Annotated in this window: 17 protein-coding genes and 1 pseudogene; 10 read left to right on the top strand and 8 right to left on the bottom strand. The window is 76.5% G+C overall.

Features of this window, described 5'->3' with window-relative positions; all coding sequences use genetic code 11:
• Positions 1 to 43: 43 nt before the first annotated feature.
• Positions 44 to 310, top strand: coding sequence for a GlsB/YeaQ/YmgE family stress response membrane protein (locus ACVMYR_RS29720; protein ID WP_077937694.1), 267 nt, complete (start codon positions 44 to 46; stop codon positions 308 to 310).
• 53 nt (positions 311 to 363) lie between these two features.
• Here the strand turns inward: ACVMYR_RS29720 and ACVMYR_RS29715 are convergent, their stop codons facing one another.
• From ACVMYR_RS29715 to ACVMYR_RS29700, 4 genes are all read right to left on the bottom strand, one after another.
• Positions 364 to 1,086 (bottom strand): lysoplasmalogenase family protein, encoded by a 723-nt coding sequence (locus ACVMYR_RS29715; protein ID WP_457123381.1) that lies wholly within the window; start codon positions 1,084 to 1,086, stop codon positions 364 to 366.
• Entirely contained in the window at positions 1,083 to 1,949 is an 867-nt protein-coding gene (locus ACVMYR_RS29710; protein ID WP_043963316.1) for a sterol desaturase family protein, read from the bottom strand. The genes ACVMYR_RS29715 and ACVMYR_RS29710 overlap by 4 nt, the downstream gene beginning before the upstream one ends.
• Positions 1,946 to 2,668 carry a FadR/GntR family transcriptional regulator gene (locus tag ACVMYR_RS29705; protein WP_077937697.1) on the bottom strand — a complete coding sequence of 241 codons (723 nt, stop codon included), beginning with the start codon at positions 2,666 to 2,668 and terminating at the stop codon, positions 1,946 to 1,948. Before ACVMYR_RS29705 ends, ACVMYR_RS29710 begins: the two co-directional genes overlap by 4 nt.
• A 134-nt stretch (positions 2,669 to 2,802) precedes the next feature.
• On the bottom strand, positions 2,803 to 3,534 hold the full coding sequence (locus ACVMYR_RS29700; protein WP_431897824.1) for a class I SAM-dependent methyltransferase: 732 nt from the start codon (positions 3,532 to 3,534) through the stop codon (positions 2,803 to 2,805).
• A gap of 356 nt (positions 3,535 to 3,890) precedes the next feature.
• Here ACVMYR_RS29700 and ACVMYR_RS29695 point away from each other — a divergent pair, with 356 nt between their 5' ends.
• Positions 3,891 to 4,196 (top strand): hypothetical protein, encoded by a 306-nt coding sequence (locus ACVMYR_RS29695; protein ID WP_396792675.1) that lies wholly within the window; start codon positions 3,891 to 3,893, stop codon positions 4,194 to 4,196.
• A 47-nt stretch (positions 4,197 to 4,243) separates the two neighbouring features.
• On the opposite strand, the gene ACVMYR_RS29690 is transcribed toward ACVMYR_RS29695, so the two are convergent.
• Complete coding sequence (locus ACVMYR_RS29690; RefSeq protein WP_457123380.1) at positions 4,244 to 6,109, bottom strand: sulfatase-like hydrolase/transferase; 1,866 nt, start codon at positions 6,107 to 6,109, stop codon at positions 4,244 to 4,246.
• 86 nt (positions 6,110 to 6,195) lie between these two features.
• Positions 6,196 to 6,879: pseudogene (locus ACVMYR_RS29685) on the bottom strand (CDP-alcohol phosphatidyltransferase family protein); the annotation flags it as partial.
• A gap of 131 nt (positions 6,880 to 7,010) precedes the next feature.
• Between ACVMYR_RS29685 and ACVMYR_RS29680 the strand changes: the two are divergent.
• The 7 genes from ACVMYR_RS29680 to ACVMYR_RS29650 all read left to right on the top strand — a co-directional run bounded on the left by ACVMYR_RS29680 (position 7,011) and on the right by ACVMYR_RS29650 (position 12,952).
• Complete coding sequence (locus tag ACVMYR_RS29680) at positions 7,011 to 8,006, top strand: zinc-binding alcohol dehydrogenase (protein ID WP_396792679.1); 996 nt, start codon at positions 7,011 to 7,013, stop codon at positions 8,004 to 8,006.
• A complete protein-coding gene (locus ACVMYR_RS29675) occupies positions 7,994 to 8,392 on the top strand; it encodes a 6-pyruvoyl trahydropterin synthase family protein (protein ID WP_043963320.1) in 399 nt (132 codons plus the stop codon). Before ACVMYR_RS29680 ends, ACVMYR_RS29675 begins: the two co-directional genes overlap by 13 nt.
• Before the next feature lie 68 nt (positions 8,393 to 8,460).
• The gene (locus ACVMYR_RS29670; RefSeq protein WP_457123403.1) at positions 8,461 to 9,486 is read left to right on the top strand and encodes a glycosyltransferase family 4 protein; all 1,026 of its coding nucleotides are present in this window, start codon (positions 8,461 to 8,463) and stop codon (positions 9,484 to 9,486) included.
• Positions 9,487 to 9,593: 107 nt separating this feature from the next.
• Positions 9,594 to 10,421, top strand: a complete 828-nt coding sequence (locus tag ACVMYR_RS29665; protein ID WP_457123402.1) for a class I SAM-dependent methyltransferase — start codon at positions 9,594 to 9,596, stop codon at positions 10,419 to 10,421.
• A gap of 37 nt (positions 10,422 to 10,458) precedes the next feature.
• Positions 10,459 to 11,535 (top strand): lysylphosphatidylglycerol synthase transmembrane domain-containing protein, encoded by a 1,077-nt coding sequence (locus ACVMYR_RS29660; protein WP_091284580.1) that lies wholly within the window; start codon positions 10,459 to 10,461, stop codon positions 11,533 to 11,535.
• A gap of 20 nt (positions 11,536 to 11,555) precedes the next feature.
• Positions 11,556 to 12,209, top strand: coding sequence for a GTP cyclohydrolase II (locus ACVMYR_RS29655; RefSeq protein WP_396792681.1), 654 nt, complete (start codon positions 11,556 to 11,558; stop codon positions 12,207 to 12,209).
• Between the two features lie 68 nt (positions 12,210 to 12,277).
• Entirely contained in the window at positions 12,278 to 12,952 is a 675-nt protein-coding gene (locus ACVMYR_RS29650) for a RibD family protein (RefSeq protein WP_256092144.1), read from the top strand.
• 72 nt (positions 12,953 to 13,024) lie between these two features.
• On the opposite strand, the gene ACVMYR_RS29645 is transcribed toward ACVMYR_RS29650, so the two are convergent.
• Positions 13,025 to 13,804 (bottom strand): MerR family transcriptional regulator, encoded by a 780-nt coding sequence (locus tag ACVMYR_RS29645; RefSeq protein WP_457123379.1) that lies wholly within the window; start codon positions 13,802 to 13,804, stop codon positions 13,025 to 13,027.
• Between the two features lie 89 nt (positions 13,805 to 13,893).
• Here ACVMYR_RS29645 and ACVMYR_RS29640 point away from each other — a divergent pair, with 89 nt between their 5' ends.
• On the top strand, positions 13,894 to 14,436 hold the full coding sequence (locus ACVMYR_RS29640) for a DUF6194 family protein (protein WP_457123378.1): 543 nt from the start codon (positions 13,894 to 13,896) through the stop codon (positions 14,434 to 14,436).
• Here ACVMYR_RS29640 and ACVMYR_RS29635 read toward each other — a convergent pair.
• On the bottom strand, positions 14,417 to 15,236 hold an 820-nt coding region (locus ACVMYR_RS29635; RefSeq protein WP_431897815.1), incomplete at its 5' end, for a condensation domain-containing protein. The genes ACVMYR_RS29640 and ACVMYR_RS29635 overlap by 20 nt on opposite strands.

Here is a 15,236-nt window from a genome sequence, read left to right as displayed (position 1 = left end):
ACGGTGGAGGTGCACGCGACAACCCCTCGAGAGGAACGGCCCAGTGGAAGTCACCGGTTTCTTCACCGCCATCATCATCGGTCTGATCATCGGCGCGCTGGGTCGGCTGGTCGTGCCCGGCAAGCAGAGCATCCCGATCTGGCTCACCCTGCTCATCGGCGTGGTGGCCGCGATCCTCGGCACCCTCGTCGCCGGGGTGCTCGGGGTCGACGAGACGGCGGGCGTCGACTGGATCGAGCTGTTCATCCAGGTCGTCTTCGCCGCGATCGGCGTGTCGATCGTCGCGGGGGCGTACGGCCGCCGCCGCTGACCGCCCGCGCCGACCGCCGGCCCGCCCCCGCACCGGGGCGGGCCGGCGGCGGGTCAGGGTGCCGCCGGGCCGCGCCGCGCCGCGCGGCCGGCCCCGGTCCGGCGCGGCCGGTCGGCCGCACCCGGGCCGCCGGCCGCCGCCCACGCCGTGGTGAGCAGCAGCAGCGCGGCGATGTAGGTGCCCATCACCAGCAGGCCGTGGCCGGGCAGGGCGGTGCCGGCCGCGTCCACGCCGATCAGCAGGTCGGACACGAGGAAGAGCGCCCCGCCCGCCGCCGCGCGCGCCGAGACGCCGGCCGCCGCGGCGGCCATCAGGCACAGCGCGAGGCTGTAGCCGAGCACGGGCAGCCGCAGCGCCCCGAGCGGGCCCCACAGGGCGGCGTTGGCCAGCGCCCACAGGGCCAGGTAGCCGGCGACCGCCGCCACGGGCGGCCGTCGGTGCCGGGTGAACGCCACGACGAGGCTGACCTGGGTGCCGAGGAAGAAGCCCATGCCGACCAGGAACGCGGGTTCGCCGGGCAGCAGCAGCGCCACGTCGCCGGCCGTGGCGAAGACCAGCCCGAGCGCGAACGCGTCGAAGCGCCGCCGCCCGCCCGTGGGCGCCGCCCCGGCGGGGGCCCGCCCGGCACCGGGACCGCCGGGGCCGGGCCACAGCAGCCAGAGCAGCAGCAGCGGGGCCAGCAGCGGCTTGGCCAGCCACTGGAGCACCGGGTTGTCGAGCGCCACGCCGACCAGCTCGACGGCGGCGACCAGCCCGAACGGCGCGAGCCGCCTCACCGGGTGCCCCCGGCGGCCCGGACCGCTCCCGCCGGACCTGGCAGCGGCCGCCAGCCGGGCCGGCGGAACAGGTGGCCCAGCCGGTGCCGCCAGGACGCCGCCGCGCGGACGTCGGCCCAGATCGCCGCGTACTCGTGGGTGGCCACCCGCAGCGGGTTGTAGGTGCCGATGTTCGTGGTCAGCCCGTACCGGGCGGGGGCGCGTTCCGGCTCGAAGGTGCCGAACAGGCGGTCCCAGACGATCAGGATGCCGCCGTAGTTGCGGTCCAGGTACTCGGCGTTCACGCCGTGGTGGACGCGGTGGTGCGACGGGGTGTTGAACACCCACTCGATCGGCCGGGGCAGCACCCGGATCCGCTCGGTGTGCAGGAAGAACTGGTACAGCAGGCTGACCGACTGCTGAAGGAAGATCATCCACGGCGGGATGCCGAGCAGGGCCAGCGGCAGCCAGAACGGCAGCGACGTCATCGGCGTCCAGCTCTGCCGTAGCGCGGTCGACAGGTTGTAGAACCTGCTGGAGTGGTGCACCACGTGGCTGGCCCAGAACAGCCGCACCTCGTGGTGGGTGCGGTGGAACCAGTAGTAGGCCAGGTCGTCGGCGAGGAACAGCAGCACCCAGGTCCAGACGCTGGTGGGGGAGAGCTGCACCGGCGCGACGGTCCACAGCCCGGCGTACAGGCCGATGGTGAGCAGCTTCCACGGGAAGCCGATCACCTGGCTGCCCGCCCCCATGGTGAGGCTCGTGGCGGTGTCGCGCAGTTCGTAGCCGCGTTCGTCGTCGTCGGGGGCGAACCGGTAGGACAGCGCCTCCACGACGATGAGCAGCAGGAACGCGGGCACGGCGTAGAGCACGGCGGGGATCATGCGCGGCACTCCTGTCCCGGCGCGGCGGGGGCGGCGAGGGCGGCGGTGAGCAGGGACCGGGCCTGCCGCGCGGCGTCGTCGCCCCGGCCGTCGGCGATCGCGGCGGCGAGCCGCCGGTGCCCGGCGACGTCGAGCAGCTCGGCGGCGCGCCGCTGCGGCGGCACCTCGCCGACGGCGAGCGCGCCGGCCACGAGGCTGTTGAAGCCCAGCAGGTACGCGGTGTTGCCGCAGCCGCGCACGACGTGCCGCCACAGGGTGATGTTGGCCTCGGCCATCCGGGGCAGGTCGGGCGCGAGCGCGGCGTACTCCTCGACGGCGCGGGTGACGGTCTGCCGCGTTGCCGCGTCGGCCCGTTCGGCGCAGAGCCGGGCGGCGTCGACGCCGATGCAGGCACGCATCTCCAGCATGTCCCGCACCAGAGTGTCGACCGGCAGGACGTCGCCGGAGCGGACCAGGGACAGGGCGAGGTCGAGCCCCGCGTGCACCCGCCAGTCGAGGACCCGGGTCGCGCCGCCCTGGCTGACCCGGACCAGGCCGAGCTGTTGCAGGCGGCGCAGCGCCTCGCGCACGGCGTGCCGGTTCACCGCGAACGCGGCGGCCAGCTCCCGCTCGCCGGGCAGGGTGTCGCCGGGCCGGTACGCGCCGCTGACGACGGCGTCGCGGAGCTGGGCGAAGACGTGGTCGGAGACGGAACCCCGGGGGACAGGGACGAAGGTCATGCGGTGCAGTGTGGCCCCGCCCACATCAACCCGTCAACTGGTTGGACCACTCGGTTCGCCGTGGGCGGGACCCGCGCCGGCCGGGTGGCCCCGACGCGCCGGCCGGGCGGGTGCCGGCCGGCGCGTCGGGCCCGTCACCGCAGGCGGTACACCGAGACGTGCGAGCGGCTGTCGGCGTCGAACGGCCGCCGGTCGAAGTCGGCGTACCGGGCGGCGAGGCGCAACCCGGCCCGCTCCGCCAGCTCGTCGATCTGCTCCGGCCAGCAGTACCGCATCGCGAACGGCTCCAGCCGCGCGCCCCGGCCGTCGATGACGATGGTCTGCCGGACGAACCGCTGCGCGGGCCGGTCGTAGCGGTGCACCCGCAGGGTCACCGAGTCCTCGGTCACCTCGCGCACCTGAAGCTGCTCGTCGCGGTCGAAGCCGGCCGGGTCGGGGACGAACGCCTCGACGACGAACGCGCCGCCGGGCGCCAGCACCCGGGCCACGTTGCGGAAGCAGTCCTGCTGTCGGGACTCGTCGACGAGGTTGAACAGCGTGTTGAACACCAGGTAGGCCAGGCGGTAGGGCCCCGTCACCGGCACGTCGGCCATGTCGCCGATCGCCACCGGGATGCCGTCGCCACCCGGCTTGGCGCGCATCCGCGCCACCATCTCCGGCGACGCCTCGACGCCCTCGACGGTGAGGCCGCGCGCCGCCAGGGGCAGGGCCACCCGGCCCGTCCCGATCGCCAACTCCAGCACGGGGCCGCCGTCGGCCAGGTCGGCCAGGAAGTCCACGGCCGGGGCCGGGTCGGGGTTGGTGCCGGTGTCGTAGCCGGCCGCCCAGAGCCGGCCGAACAGGCCGGGATCGTCGAAGATCGACATCAGCCGGCCTCCCCGTCGTGACGTTGCCGGGGCGCGGGCGCGGCGGCGAAACGGTGGGGACTAGTGGTGCTCGCCTGGGGCGTGCGCCCCGGGGTCGACGTACTCATGAAGCCTCGCATCCTGAAGGGGGACGAACCTCGGGCTGGCGGCGGACCTCGACGAGTCGGTCATGGCGCTGCTCCCTTCGATCGGACGGCTCACGACGAGCACAGCAGAGGCCGGGCGGCGCCGGCAACCGCATTTGCGGCGGGGAACGACAATCGGCGGGGTGTGACCAACCGCCTGCCCGGGGCGGGTTTAGCGGGCCGGAATGCCGGTCAACCTGTTCGGGTAGCGACGACGAGAGGGGTTTCCGCGTGTCCGGCACAACGCACCACCGGTCCAGTCACGACACGGCTCCGCCGAGCGACGTGACGGACACGCTGCTGTGGCGGCTGGCGTACGACGTCGCCGAGGCCCACCAGCCCGACGCCACGGGCCGCTGCCAGAACCTGCTCTGCGGCGGCCGGCAGGCCCCGTGCGACCCGCTGCGGAACGCCGAGCGCGCCATGCGGCTGGCCCGGGGCGACGCCGCGACGGGAGCGCAGGCCCCCGCGCCCCGCCCCCGACCCGCCGCGCCGGCCCGGCCCGAACACCCCCGCTCCGGGCGGGAGGCCGCCTGACGCGGCCTGGCGTCACCGCGGCCTGACCCGCCCGGACGGCACTGCGGTCAGCGCGGCGCGGCGACCGGCGGCGCTCCGGGGTCGGGCCGGGACCCGAACGTCGTGAGGAAGCGGTCCCGGAAGGTGTCCATCCGCCACACCGGCGCGCCCGGACCGGGCCGCAGCCCGTCCTGCCACTGCCAGCCGTCGATCCGGTCGAGCACCTTCGGGTCGCGGGCCACGATGGTGACCGGCACGTCCCGGCTGGCGTCCTCGCCGGTGACGACCGGGGACGGCTGGTGGTCGCCGAGGAAGACCAGCACCAGGTCGTCGTCGCCGTAGGTCTCCACGTAGGAGATCAGCGACTTGAGCGTGTACTCGACGGTGCGCCGGTAGTCCGCGCGGATCTGAGCGGCGGTGCGGCGCACCGGCTTGCCGCCGACGTCGGCCACCGCCGAGTTGCGGTGGTAGACCGAGCCGTCGCCGACGTCGTCCCAGTCGATGACCCGCGGGAACGACGTCCACGGTGAGTGGCTGGACGTCAGCGGGATCTCGGCCATCACCGGCGGGTGGCCGGGGGTCGACCGCTCGCGGCGCTGCAGCTCCGACAGGGCGTACTGGTCCGGCATGAGGAAGTAGCCCAGCTTCGGCCCCTGGTAGCCCAGCTCCCGGGCCGGGTAGAACTGGTCGTAGCCGTAGAACCTCCCCTCCGGCCAGTCGGCCAGCGCGCCGGGCATCACCCCGACGGTCCGCCAGCCCGCCCGCTGGAACGCCCCGCCGAGGGTGAGCCGGTCGGTGGCGAGCAGGCTGCGGTGCCGCTGCTGGCTGTCGATCCACAGCCCGGACAGCAGCGTGGCGTGGGCCAGCCAGCTTCCGCCGCCCGCCGTCGGGGACGTGAGGTATGCGCTGCGGGATCCGATCCCGGCCGCCCGCAGCCGCCGGGTGCCCTCGTCGAGCACCGCGCCGACCTGCGCGAACTCCGGCTCCTCCACCGCGTCGCGGCCGTAGCTCTCGACGAACGCGACGACGACGTCCTTGCCGCGCAGCGCCGTCAGCAGCTGGTCACCCGGCGTGTCCCGGAACGGGTCGGCGGCGACCTCGGCGGCGAACACGTCGCCGTCGGACAGCCCGCCGCGCACCTGGACCGCGTGGTAGCGGACCAGGGCGGTCGCGCCGCTGTCGGCCACCGGCACCCCGGGGACGATCCGCACCCCGAAGGCGGCGCAGGCGACCCAGCCGACGGTCAGCGCCGCGACGGCCCTCCTCGCCCCGGTGTCGTGCCGGGCGAGCAGCGCGGCCAGGCGCAGCGCGGCCAGCGCCAGCGCCACCAGCAGGCCCACGGCGAGCAGCACGACGCCCACGGCGGTGCCGACCGCACCGGCCCGGCCGACCGAGCCGGCGAGGAACGCGTACGCGTCGTCGAACAGCACCCAGTCCGACACCAGGTCGAAGGGGCGGTCCCAGGCGACCTGGAAGCCCAGGTCGGTGAGCCTGACCACGGTGACCAGCCCCAGCGCGGCCCCGGTCAGCGCGGCGACCACCCGGCGGGGGCGCGGCGGCAGGGCGAGCAGAGCGGCGGCGACGATCAGCGCCTCGACCGGCAGCCGCAGGAACGCGGCCGGGCTCAGCTCCCGCAACTGGTCCGGAGCGGTGAGGGCGGCGGCCACGAGCAGCGCGGCCAGGGGGCCGCCGACCGCCCGGCGGACCCGTCGACCCCGCCCCGGCACCTCGGCCGGCCGGCCCGCTTCGTCCGCCGCGCGCCGACCCTCGTCGCCGCCCGTGCCGCCGCCGGTGGCGTCGGTGGGGCCCTCGCCCGTCGGATCGTCGCCGGTGGCGCGGGTCGGGCCGTCGCCGGTGGCGCGGATCGGGTCGTCGCCGGCCGCGTCGGTCGGGTCGCCCGGGTGGTTCGTCACGTCGTCTTCTCTCCCGTGCATCCGGTGGGCGGTCAGGCCGGCAGGTGGGCCGGTACCCGGACCGGCTCGTCCCGGCGCAGGACCGCGCCGTCGGTCGCGGCGACCGGGCGGTGCCGCCACAGCCAGCCGACGTCGCGCCCGAAGGACTCGACGAGCAGCGCGAACGCCCCGGCCAGCAGCACCGTCGCCCCGACCGGCGGCAGGACCCCGGCCGCGGCGACGACCAGGACGATGCCCTGGAGCGCGGCGACGACCTTACGCCACTGCCGCGGCGGCAGCGTCCCGCGCAGCCACGGCGACGTCCAGCCGGCCGCCACGAAGGCGTACCGCATCGCGCCCAGGGCGAGCACCCAGCCCCCGGCCGTGGGCGCGAGGTGCACGCCCAGCAGCAGGATGAGGTACGCGTCGACCTCCATGTCGAACCGGGCCCCGAGGTCGCTCTCGGTGCCGGTGCGCCGCGCCACCTGCCCGTCGACGGCGTCCAGCAGCAGCGCCACGGCGGCGAGGCCGACCAGCAACGGCACCGGCGCGGCCCGGGTGAACCCGTCGGCCACCAGCGCCGTCACCCCGCCGATCAGCACCGCCCGGCCCAACGTCACCACGTCCGCCGGCCCCAGGCCGGAGCCGCCCGCCCCGCGCAGCGCCCGGGCGAGCAGCCCGCACAGGACCATCCCGTACGCCGTGCCGGCGAGCCAGCCCGCCGGGCCGAGGCCGACGGTCGCGCCGATCCCCGCCAGCAGGACGAACAGGCTGACCAGTCCTGCCAGCGGACCGTGTTGAACCCTGCGCACCGTGCCTCCGTGTTTGATGATCGAGAGACTGCTGTTCGACGGGCTGTCGACGAACAACACGGAGAATCCGGCCGAACGGTTCGGTGCGGCGGGCAACGCGAGGAGGACGACGTGACGACGAGGACCCTCCGGTGACCGGCGAGGCGTACGCGTTCTGGCTGCGTGAGCCCGGGGTGGGGGAGATCCGCCCCGCGGTGCTGCCCGCCCCCGGCCCCGACGAGGTGCTGGTGCGCGCCCGCTACTCGGGGGTCAGCCGCGGCACCGAGACCCTCGTCTTCGCCGGCCGGGTCCCCGTCGACCAGCACACCGCGATGCGCGCCCCGTTCCAGGAGGGCGACTTCCCGGCCCCCGTGAAGTACGGCTACCTCAGCGTCGGCGTCGTCGAGCAGGGCCCGGCCGAGCTGCGCGGGCGGACCGTGTTCTGCCTGCACCCGCACCAGAGCGCGTACGTCGTGCCCGCCTCGGCCGTGGTGCCGGTGCCCGACGGGGTGCCGGCGGCCCGCGCGGTGCTCGCCGGCACCGTGGAGACCGCCGTCAACGCCCTGTGGGACGCCCCGCCGCTGATCGGCGACCGGGTGAGCGTCGTCGGCGCGGGCATGGTCGGCTGCGGGGTCGCCGCGCTGCTCGCCCGCTTCCCCGGGGTACGGGTCGAACTGGTCGACGCCGACCCCGCCCGGGCCGCCGTCGCCGCCGCGCTCGGCGTCGACTTCGCCACCCCCGAGCGGGCCACCGGCGGACGCGACCTGGTCGTGCACGCCAGCGCCACCTCGGAGGGGCTGCAGCGGTCGCTGGAACTGCTCGCCCCGGAGGGTACGGCGGTGGAGCTGAGCTGGTATGGCGACCGCGCGGTGCGGCTGTCGCTGGGCGGGGCGTTCCACTCCGGCCGGTTGACCGTGCGCAGCAGCCAGGTGGGCATGGTCGCCCCGGCCCGCCGGGGCAGCCGCACGTACGCCGACCGGCTCGCCCTCGCCCTGGAACTGCTCGCCGACCCCGCGTTCGACGCGCTGATCACCGGCAGCTCGCCGTTCGCGGAACTGCCCGACGTGCTCGCCGGCCTCACCGACGGCAGCCTGCCCGCCCTGTGCCACCTCATCACCTATCAGGAGAGTGACCCGTGTTCAGCGTGACCGTCCGCGATCACATGATGATCGCCCACAGCTTCCGCGGTGACGTCTTCGGCCCGGCGCAGCGCCTGCACGGTGCCACGTTCGTCGTCGACGCCACGTTCCGCCGCCCCGACCTGGACGCCGACGGCATCGTCGTCGACATCGGCCTGGCCACCGAGCAACTGCGCGCCGTCCTCGGCGAGCTGACCTACCGCAACCTCGACGACGAGCCCGCGTTCGCCGGGGTGAACACGACCACGGAGGTGCTGGCCCGCACGGTCGCCGACCGGCTCGCCGACCGGGTGCACGCCGGCGATCTCGGCGCGGGCGCGCGGGGACTGGCCGGGATCACCGTCACCCTGCACGAGTCGCACGTCGCCTGGGCCAGCTACGAGCGGCCCCTGTGACAGCCCCGGCCCCGGCCGGCGGGGGCGTCCCGGCCGGCGGGGCGGCTCCCGCCGGCGCCCGTCCCGAGGTGCACGTGGTGCTCCCCGGCGACATCGACGACCCGGCCACTCCCAGCGGCGGCAACCACTACGACCGGCGGGTCTGCGCCGGGCTGGTCGACGCTGGCTGGCGGGTCCACGAGCATCCGGTGCCCGGTGACTGGCCGACGCCCGGCCCGGCCGCGCGGGCCGACCTCGCCGCCCGGCTCGCCGCCCTGCCCGACGGCGCGGTGGTGCTGCTCGACGGCCTCGTCGCCTCGGTCACCCCGCAGGAGCTGCGGGCGCAGGCCGGCCGGCTGCGGCTCGTCGTGCTGGTCCACATGCCGCGCGACGACGCCGCCGAGGCCCGCGCCCTGGCCGCCGCCACGGCCGTCGTCGCCACCAGCGAGTGGACCCGCCGCCGGCTGCTCGACCGGTACGGGCTGCCCGCCGACCGGGTCCACGTCGCCGTGCCGGGGGTCGACCCCGCGCCACCGGTCGCCGGCACGGCCGCCGGCACGGCGCTGCTCTGCGTCGCGGCCGTCGCCCCGCACAAGGGGCACGACGTGCTGCTGGCGGCCCTGGCGGCGGTGGCGGACCTGCCGTGGCGGTGCGCCTGCGTCGGCACGCTGACCCGCGACCCCGCCCACGTGCGGCGGCTGCGCCGGCAGGCCGACGGGTCCGGCCTGACCGGGCGGGTGGAACTGCTCGGCCCGCGCACCGGCCCCGCCCTGGCCGCCGCGTACGCCGCCGCCGACCTGCTGGTGCTGGCCTCACGCGGCGAGACGTACGGGATGGTCGTCACCGAGGCCCTCGCGCGGGGCATCCCGGTGCTGGCCACGGACGTCGGCGGCGTGCCCGAGGCGCTGGGCCACACCCCCGACGGCGTACGTCCCGGCCTGCTGGTGCCGCCCGACGACCCGGCGGCGCTGGCCGGCACGCTGCGCGCCTGGCTGGGCGACGCCGGCCTGCGGGAGCGGCTGCGCCGCGCCGCCCGCGCCCGCCGGCCGGCCCTGACCGGCTGGTCGACCACCTCCACCATCCTCGCGGCGGTCCTGAAGGGAGCGGCGACATGAGCGACGCCCACGGCGGCGGGGGCCCGACGGCCCACCCGCGCGACGGCCACGGCACCGGGAATCCGACGGTCCGCACGCGCGACGGCCACGACGGCGCGGCGGGCCACATGAGCGACGGCGACGACACCGCCGCCTTCGCCGGCTGGCTGCGACTGCGGGAGCCCGCCGACGCGGCGGCCCGCGCGGTGGACCTGCTGGCACCGGTGCGCCGACGCCTCGCCGGCGACCGGCCGGTCGTGATCCACGACCTGGGCGCCGGCACCGGATCGATGGGGCGCTGGCTGGCCCCCCGGCTGCCCGGCCCGCAGCACTGGGTGCTCCACGACCGCGACCCCGGCCTGCTGGAGCGGGCCCGGGCCGCCCTGGAGGGCCTCGCCGCCTCCGGCGGCGGCGAGGTCACCGTGGAGACCCGGCAGGGTGACATCACCCGCCTGTCCGCCGCCGACCTCGCCGACGCGTCCCTGGTCACCGCGTCGGCGCTGCTGGACATGCTCACCGCCGAGGAGGTCGAGCGGATCGTGGCGGCCTGCGCCGGCAGGCCGACGCTGTTCACCCTCACCGTGGTCGGCCGGGTGCGGCTGACCCCCGCCGACCCGCTGGACGCCGAGGTCGCCGCCGCGTTCGACGACCACCAGCGGCGCGTCGCCCCCGGCCGGGGCGCGCTGCTCGGCCCCGACGCCGTCGCCGCCTGCGTGGCCGCGTTCGCCCGCCGGGGCGTCGACGTGCTGACCCGGCCCAGCCCGTGGCGGCTCGGCCCGGACCGCGCCGAGCTGACCGCCGAGTGGTTCACCGGCTGGCTGGGCGCCGCCCGCGAGCAGCGGCCCGAGCTGACCGGGCGGACCACGGCGTACGGCCGAACCCGGCGGGCCGCCGCCCACGCCGGTACGCTCGACGTCCTGGTCGACCACGCCGACCTGCTCGCCGGCTGCGGGTGAACCATCCGGGCGTGCCACACGTGAACCCGGAGGGAAGATGATCGTGCAGGGAGGTCCGGGTTTGCCAGCGAGCACGGAACCGGCGGCGTCGCCCGCCACACGCGTCGGCCGGCTGCCCCGGTCGTTCTGGGGGTGGGCGCGCACCCTCGCCGGGGTCGCGGTGCTGGCGGCCCTGCTGTGGCGGCTGGGCAGCGGCCCGTTCGTCGCCGGGCTGCGCCTGATCGACGGCGCGGCCGTCGCGGCGGCGCTCGGCATCGGCCTGGTCACCACCGTCTGCGCCGCGTGGCGGTGGAGCCTGGTCGCCGCCGGGCTGGGCGTCCGGCTGCCGCTGCGCGAGGCGGTGGCGCACTGCTACCGGGCCGTGTTCCTCAACTCCACCCTGCCCGGCGGGGTGCTCGGCGACGTCGACCGCGCGGTGCGTCACGGCCGCGACTGCGGGGACGTCGGCCGGGGCGTGCGGGCCGTGGTCTGGGAGCGCACGGCCGGCCAGGCGGTCACGGTGGTCCTCGCGGTGGGCGTGCTGGCCGCGTTCCCGTCGCCGGTGCGGCAGCACCTGCCGGCGGCGGCGGGGCTGGTCGTCGCCGCCGGCCTGGGCGCGGTGCTGCTGGGTCGCGTCGCGCCCCGGTCGGGGGCGTCGCGGTGGGCTCGGGCGCTGCGCACCGCCGTGGCCGACGTCCGCTCCGGCGTGCTGGGCCGGCGGACCTGGGTCGGCGTGCTGGTCGCCTCCGCCGTGGTGCTGGCGGGCCACCTGGCCACGTTCGTCGTCGCGGCCCGCACGGCGGGCGTCGACGCGCCGCTGTCCCGGCTGCTGCCGCTGACGCTGCTCGCGCTGCTCGCGATGATCCTGCCGCTGAACGTGGGCGGGTTCGGGCCGCGCGAGGGGGTGGCCGCGTGGGCGTTCGCCGCCGCCGGCCTGACCGCCGCCCAGGGCGTCGCCGCCGCCACCGTGTACGGGGCGTTGGCGCTGGTGGCGAGCCTGCCCGGGGGCGTGGTGCTGCTGGCCCGCCGACTTCCGTCGCCCGCGGCGACCGGCGTCGTGTCCCCGGCCCCCGTCGCCACCGCCCGCGCCGCCCGGTGGGTGTCGCGTCCGGCGCGCACCGGCGTGCACGGTTGACCGTCCGACGAAGGAGACCGATGTCCGAAGCACTGCCCGTCGCGACCATCCGGACCCAGGTGACGGTCCCGCTGCGCTTCCCCGACGGCTACGCCACCTCCGCCCGGGTGTTCTCGTTCCACGGCCTCGTGGACGGCCGGGAGCACCTCGCGTTCGGGCTCGGTGACTGGTCGGTCGCGGTGGACCGGGCCGCCGCCGGCGGGTCGCCGCCGCTGGTCCGCCCGCACAGCGAGTGCCTGACCGGGGACGTGTTTGGCAGCCAGCGGTGCGACTGCGGGCCGCAGTTGCGCGAGGCGGTCGAGCGGATCGCCGCCGCCGGTGGGCTCCTGCTCTACCTGCGCCAGGAGGGGCGCGGCATCGGCCTCTACGCCAAGCTCGACGCGTACGCCCTGCAGGACGCCGGGCTCGACACCTACGAGGCGAACCTGGCCCTGGGGCGGGGCGCGGACGAACGGGACTACACGGTCGCCGCGCAGATGCTGGCGGCCCTCGGCGCCGAGCGGGTGGCCCTGCTCAGCAACAACCCGGACAAGGCCGACCAGCTGCGCCGACTCGGCATCGAGGTGGCCGAGCGGGTGCCCACTGGGCTGCACCTGTCCGACGCCAACGCCGGCTACCTCGCGGCCAAGGTGGACCGCGCCGCCCACACCATCGACCTCCCGTTCGTCCGGTGACCGCCGCCGCGCCGACCCCGCAGGACGCCGCGCCGGCCGCCGGCGCGCCCGCCACGCCCCGGCCGTACGTGCTGCTCAGCTGCGCCATGTCGATCGACGGCTACATCGACGACGCCAGCGACCAGCGGCTGCTGCTGTCCAACGAGGCGGACCTGGACCGGGTCGACGCCGTGCGGGCCGGGTGCGACGCGATCCTCGTCGGCGCGGCCACCGTCCGGGCCGACGATCCTCGCCTGGTGATCCGCTCGCCGCGGCGGCGCACCGAGCGGGCCGCGCGCGGCCTGCCGCCGTCGCCGACGAAGGTGACCGTCACCGCGAGCGGCGACCTCGACCCGGCGGCCCGGTTCTTCACCGTCGGGGACGCGGAACGGGTCGTCTACTGTGCCACGTCCGTGCTGGCGCAGACCCGGCACCGGCTCGGCGGCCTGGCCACCGTCGCCGACGGCGGCGACCCGGTCGACCCCTGCCGGGTGCTGGCCGACCTGGCCGCCCGGGGGGTGCGCCGGCTCATGGTGGAGGGCGGCGCGGCCGTGCACGCCCTGTTCCTCGGCGCCGGCCTCGCCGACGAGCTGCACCTGGTGGTCGCCCCGTTCTTCGTCGGCGACCGCCGCGCGCCGCGCTTCCCCGGCGAGGGCCGGTTCCCGTGGCACCCTGGCCGCCGCGCGGGCCTGGCGGAGGTCCGCCAGATCGGCGACGTCGTCCTGCTGCGCTACGCCCTGTCCGGGCGCTGCCCCGGCGCGTGACCGGCCCGGTCGCCGCGCGGCTGCCTGCTGCGGTCGCCCGCGCAGGCTGCGGGGGTTGGCCCGCCGCGCGGGTCAGTCGCCCGGCGGGGACAGGTGCTCCGCGAGTCGCGCGGCGGCGGTGAGCATGGCGCGGCCCCGGTCGGTGAGCCGCCGCCGCCAGTTCTCCAGGGACTCGGCCAGCGGCTCGGTGCCGGCCGCGTCGCGGACCTGCCGCACGACCGTGGCGATGTGGTCCAGCCGGTAGCCGCCGCGCCGCAGCAGGTGGGCCAACTCGGCGTCGCGCACGTCGTCGGCCGAGTAGAGGCGGTAGCCGGTGGCCTGACCCCGGCTCGGCGCGAGGATGCCGGCCCGTTCCCACTTGCGCAGGGCCGCCGGGGTCACGCCGACCCGGCGGGCGAGACCACCGATCGCCAGCGGCCGCTCGGGTCGGCCCGTCGGTGGCTGGTGGGGGCCGCCCGCCGGTGACAGGTCGGGGCGGGCCGTCGGGGGCCGGTCGGGTCGGCTCGCCGCCGGTGGCCGCGTGAGCAGGCCCACGGCAACCTCGACGGCGTCGAGCGTCTCCCGGTCGCGCAGCAGCTGGGCGTGGCTGCGGTCGATCGCCCGCAGGGCGGTGTCCAGGTCACCGGCGTTGACGGCGCGCATGATCTCGCCGCTGGCGGCGTACCCGTGCGCCGGGATCAGCGCCAGGTAGGCGCGCAGCGCCCGGACGTGCTCGGCCGTGTAGGCGCGATAGCCGCTGGGCGTGCGCCGGGCCGGGGGCAGCACCCCGTCGCGCTCGTAGTTGCGGACCGTCTGCGTCGAGATGCCGTGCTCGCGCGCAAGGTCGGTCGGCCGGTAGGAACTCCTGCGCACCTGACCTCCCGTTTGATGCTTACCACCGGCTCAGCCGCCTGATTCTCGGCCCCAGCTTCACAAAGGAGTTCAACGATACGGTAGAGGTCATGACCCAGCCTCCTCCGAGCGTCCCCGTCGCCGGCCTCCCGACCGAGGCCGACCTCGCCCAGCGGATCCTCGCGCTGCCCGCAGTCACGCAGGTGCGGGCCGACGCGGCGTCGGGCGCGCCGCCGGCCAGTTGGGGCGAGCGGTTCTTCTTCGTCGGCCCGGACCGCCGCCGGCCGTTCGCCACGATCGTCGCGCACGACACGCCCGGGTTCGACGAGGACTCGCGCCTCGACCGGCCCGACGTCCACCGTCTCAACGTCGAGCTGGGCCGTGCCGAGTTCCAGCGCCGGTTCGGCTACCCGCCCGCGCGCTTTCCCGACCACCGGGCCGGCATCGACTTCACCCGGCAGGGCGAGATCATGCCCCACCCCGCGTACGGCCTGCACGGCTGGGCGTGCGTCCTGTGTCCCGGCGTCGATCTGCTCCCGGAGGTGGACCGGCTGATCGCCCACGCGCACGCCCGGGCGGTCGACCGGCACCGGCGGGCCGGCGACCGCCCGGGTTCGGACGGGGGCGGGGCCCTCAGCGCACCGGGCCGGTGACCTGGGGGCCCGCTTCGAGGAAGCGCAGCATGTGGGCGCCCAGCTCCTCGGCGAGGGCGAACGGCAGCAGGTCGGTGCGGATCGTGATGCGCAGCAGGGCGTCGGCGTGGCGGGGGATCGCCTCGACGGTGAGGCCGCTCATCACCTCCCGGGCGTACGGTTCGACGACCTCCTCGGTGCGGCAGCCGGGCAGGTCCAGCGGGAGCACCACGTTGTCCTGGTAGGCGAAGCCGGGCAGGCCGGCGACGACCTCGCTGGGCAGCCCGACGGCCGGGTCCGCGGCGCTCTCCGAGAACGGCACGTCCTGGGCGGCCATCAGCTCGTCGACGGTCTGCTGGACGTGCCGGATCAGGTCCTGCCCGGGCGCGAACCGTACCCGCACGCAGTTGGAGTTGATCCGGGTGGTGAACGCGGAGTCGAGGACGCGGCTGCCGCGCTTGGCCACGATCATGAGCAGGCCGATGTCGTCCTGCTGGTGGACGGCGCGCAGGGCGGTGGCGAAGGCGGCGACGAAGTAGCTGGAGCGGCTGAACCGGTGCTCCCGGGCCGCTTGGTCCCAGCGCTGCAGAACCTGCGGGCTGACGGTGAGGATGTGCCCGGCCTTCGGGCCCCAGGCGAGGGCCTGCTCCAGCGGCACCTTCAGCTCGCCGTCGCCCTGCCGGGGGAGGCCGTGGAGTTGGCCGCGCCAGTATGCGCGTTGGGCGGGCAGGTCGGCGGCGTCGTGGAGCCGGGCGTACTCGTCGTAGGTCTGGCGGAGGGTGGGCGCGGGACGGTCCCATTCGGGGGCCTTGCCGGCGAGG

It is taken from the genome of Micromonospora sp. PTRAS2, assembly GCF_054052245.1.
The sequence above is the reverse complement of the archived record's forward strand: the minus strand, read 5'-3'. Positions and strand labels throughout refer to the sequence as shown.

Excerpts from the sequence above, each read along its gene's own strand:
- ACVMYR_RS29710 (WP_043963316.1), bottom strand. The coding sequence starts at position 1,949 with ATGATCCCCGCCGTGCTCTACGCCGTGCCCGCGTTCCTGCTGCTCATC.
- ACVMYR_RS29705 (WP_077937697.1), bottom strand. The coding sequence starts at position 2,668 with ATGACCTTCGTCCCTGTCCCCCGGGGTTCCGTCTCCGACCACGTCTTC.
- ACVMYR_RS29700 (WP_431897824.1), bottom strand. The coding sequence starts at position 3,534 with ATGTCGATCTTCGACGATCCCGGCCTGTTCGGCCGGCTCTGGGCGGCC.
- ACVMYR_RS29690 (WP_457123380.1), bottom strand. The coding sequence starts at position 6,109 with ATGCACGGGAGAGAAGACGACGTGACGAACCACCCGGGCGACCCGACC.
- ACVMYR_RS29665 (WP_457123402.1), top strand. The coding sequence starts at position 9,594 with ATGAGCGACGGCGACGACACCGCCGCCTTCGCCGGCTGGCTGCGACTG.
- ACVMYR_RS29660 (WP_091284580.1), top strand. The coding sequence starts at position 10,459 with ATGATCGTGCAGGGAGGTCCGGGTTTGCCAGCGAGCACGGAACCGGCG.
- ACVMYR_RS29655 (WP_396792681.1), top strand. The coding sequence starts at position 11,556 with ATGTCCGAAGCACTGCCCGTCGCGACCATCCGGACCCAGGTGACGGTC.
- ACVMYR_RS29640 (WP_457123378.1), top strand. The coding sequence starts at position 13,894 with ATGACCCAGCCTCCTCCGAGCGTCCCCGTCGCCGGCCTCCCGACCGAG.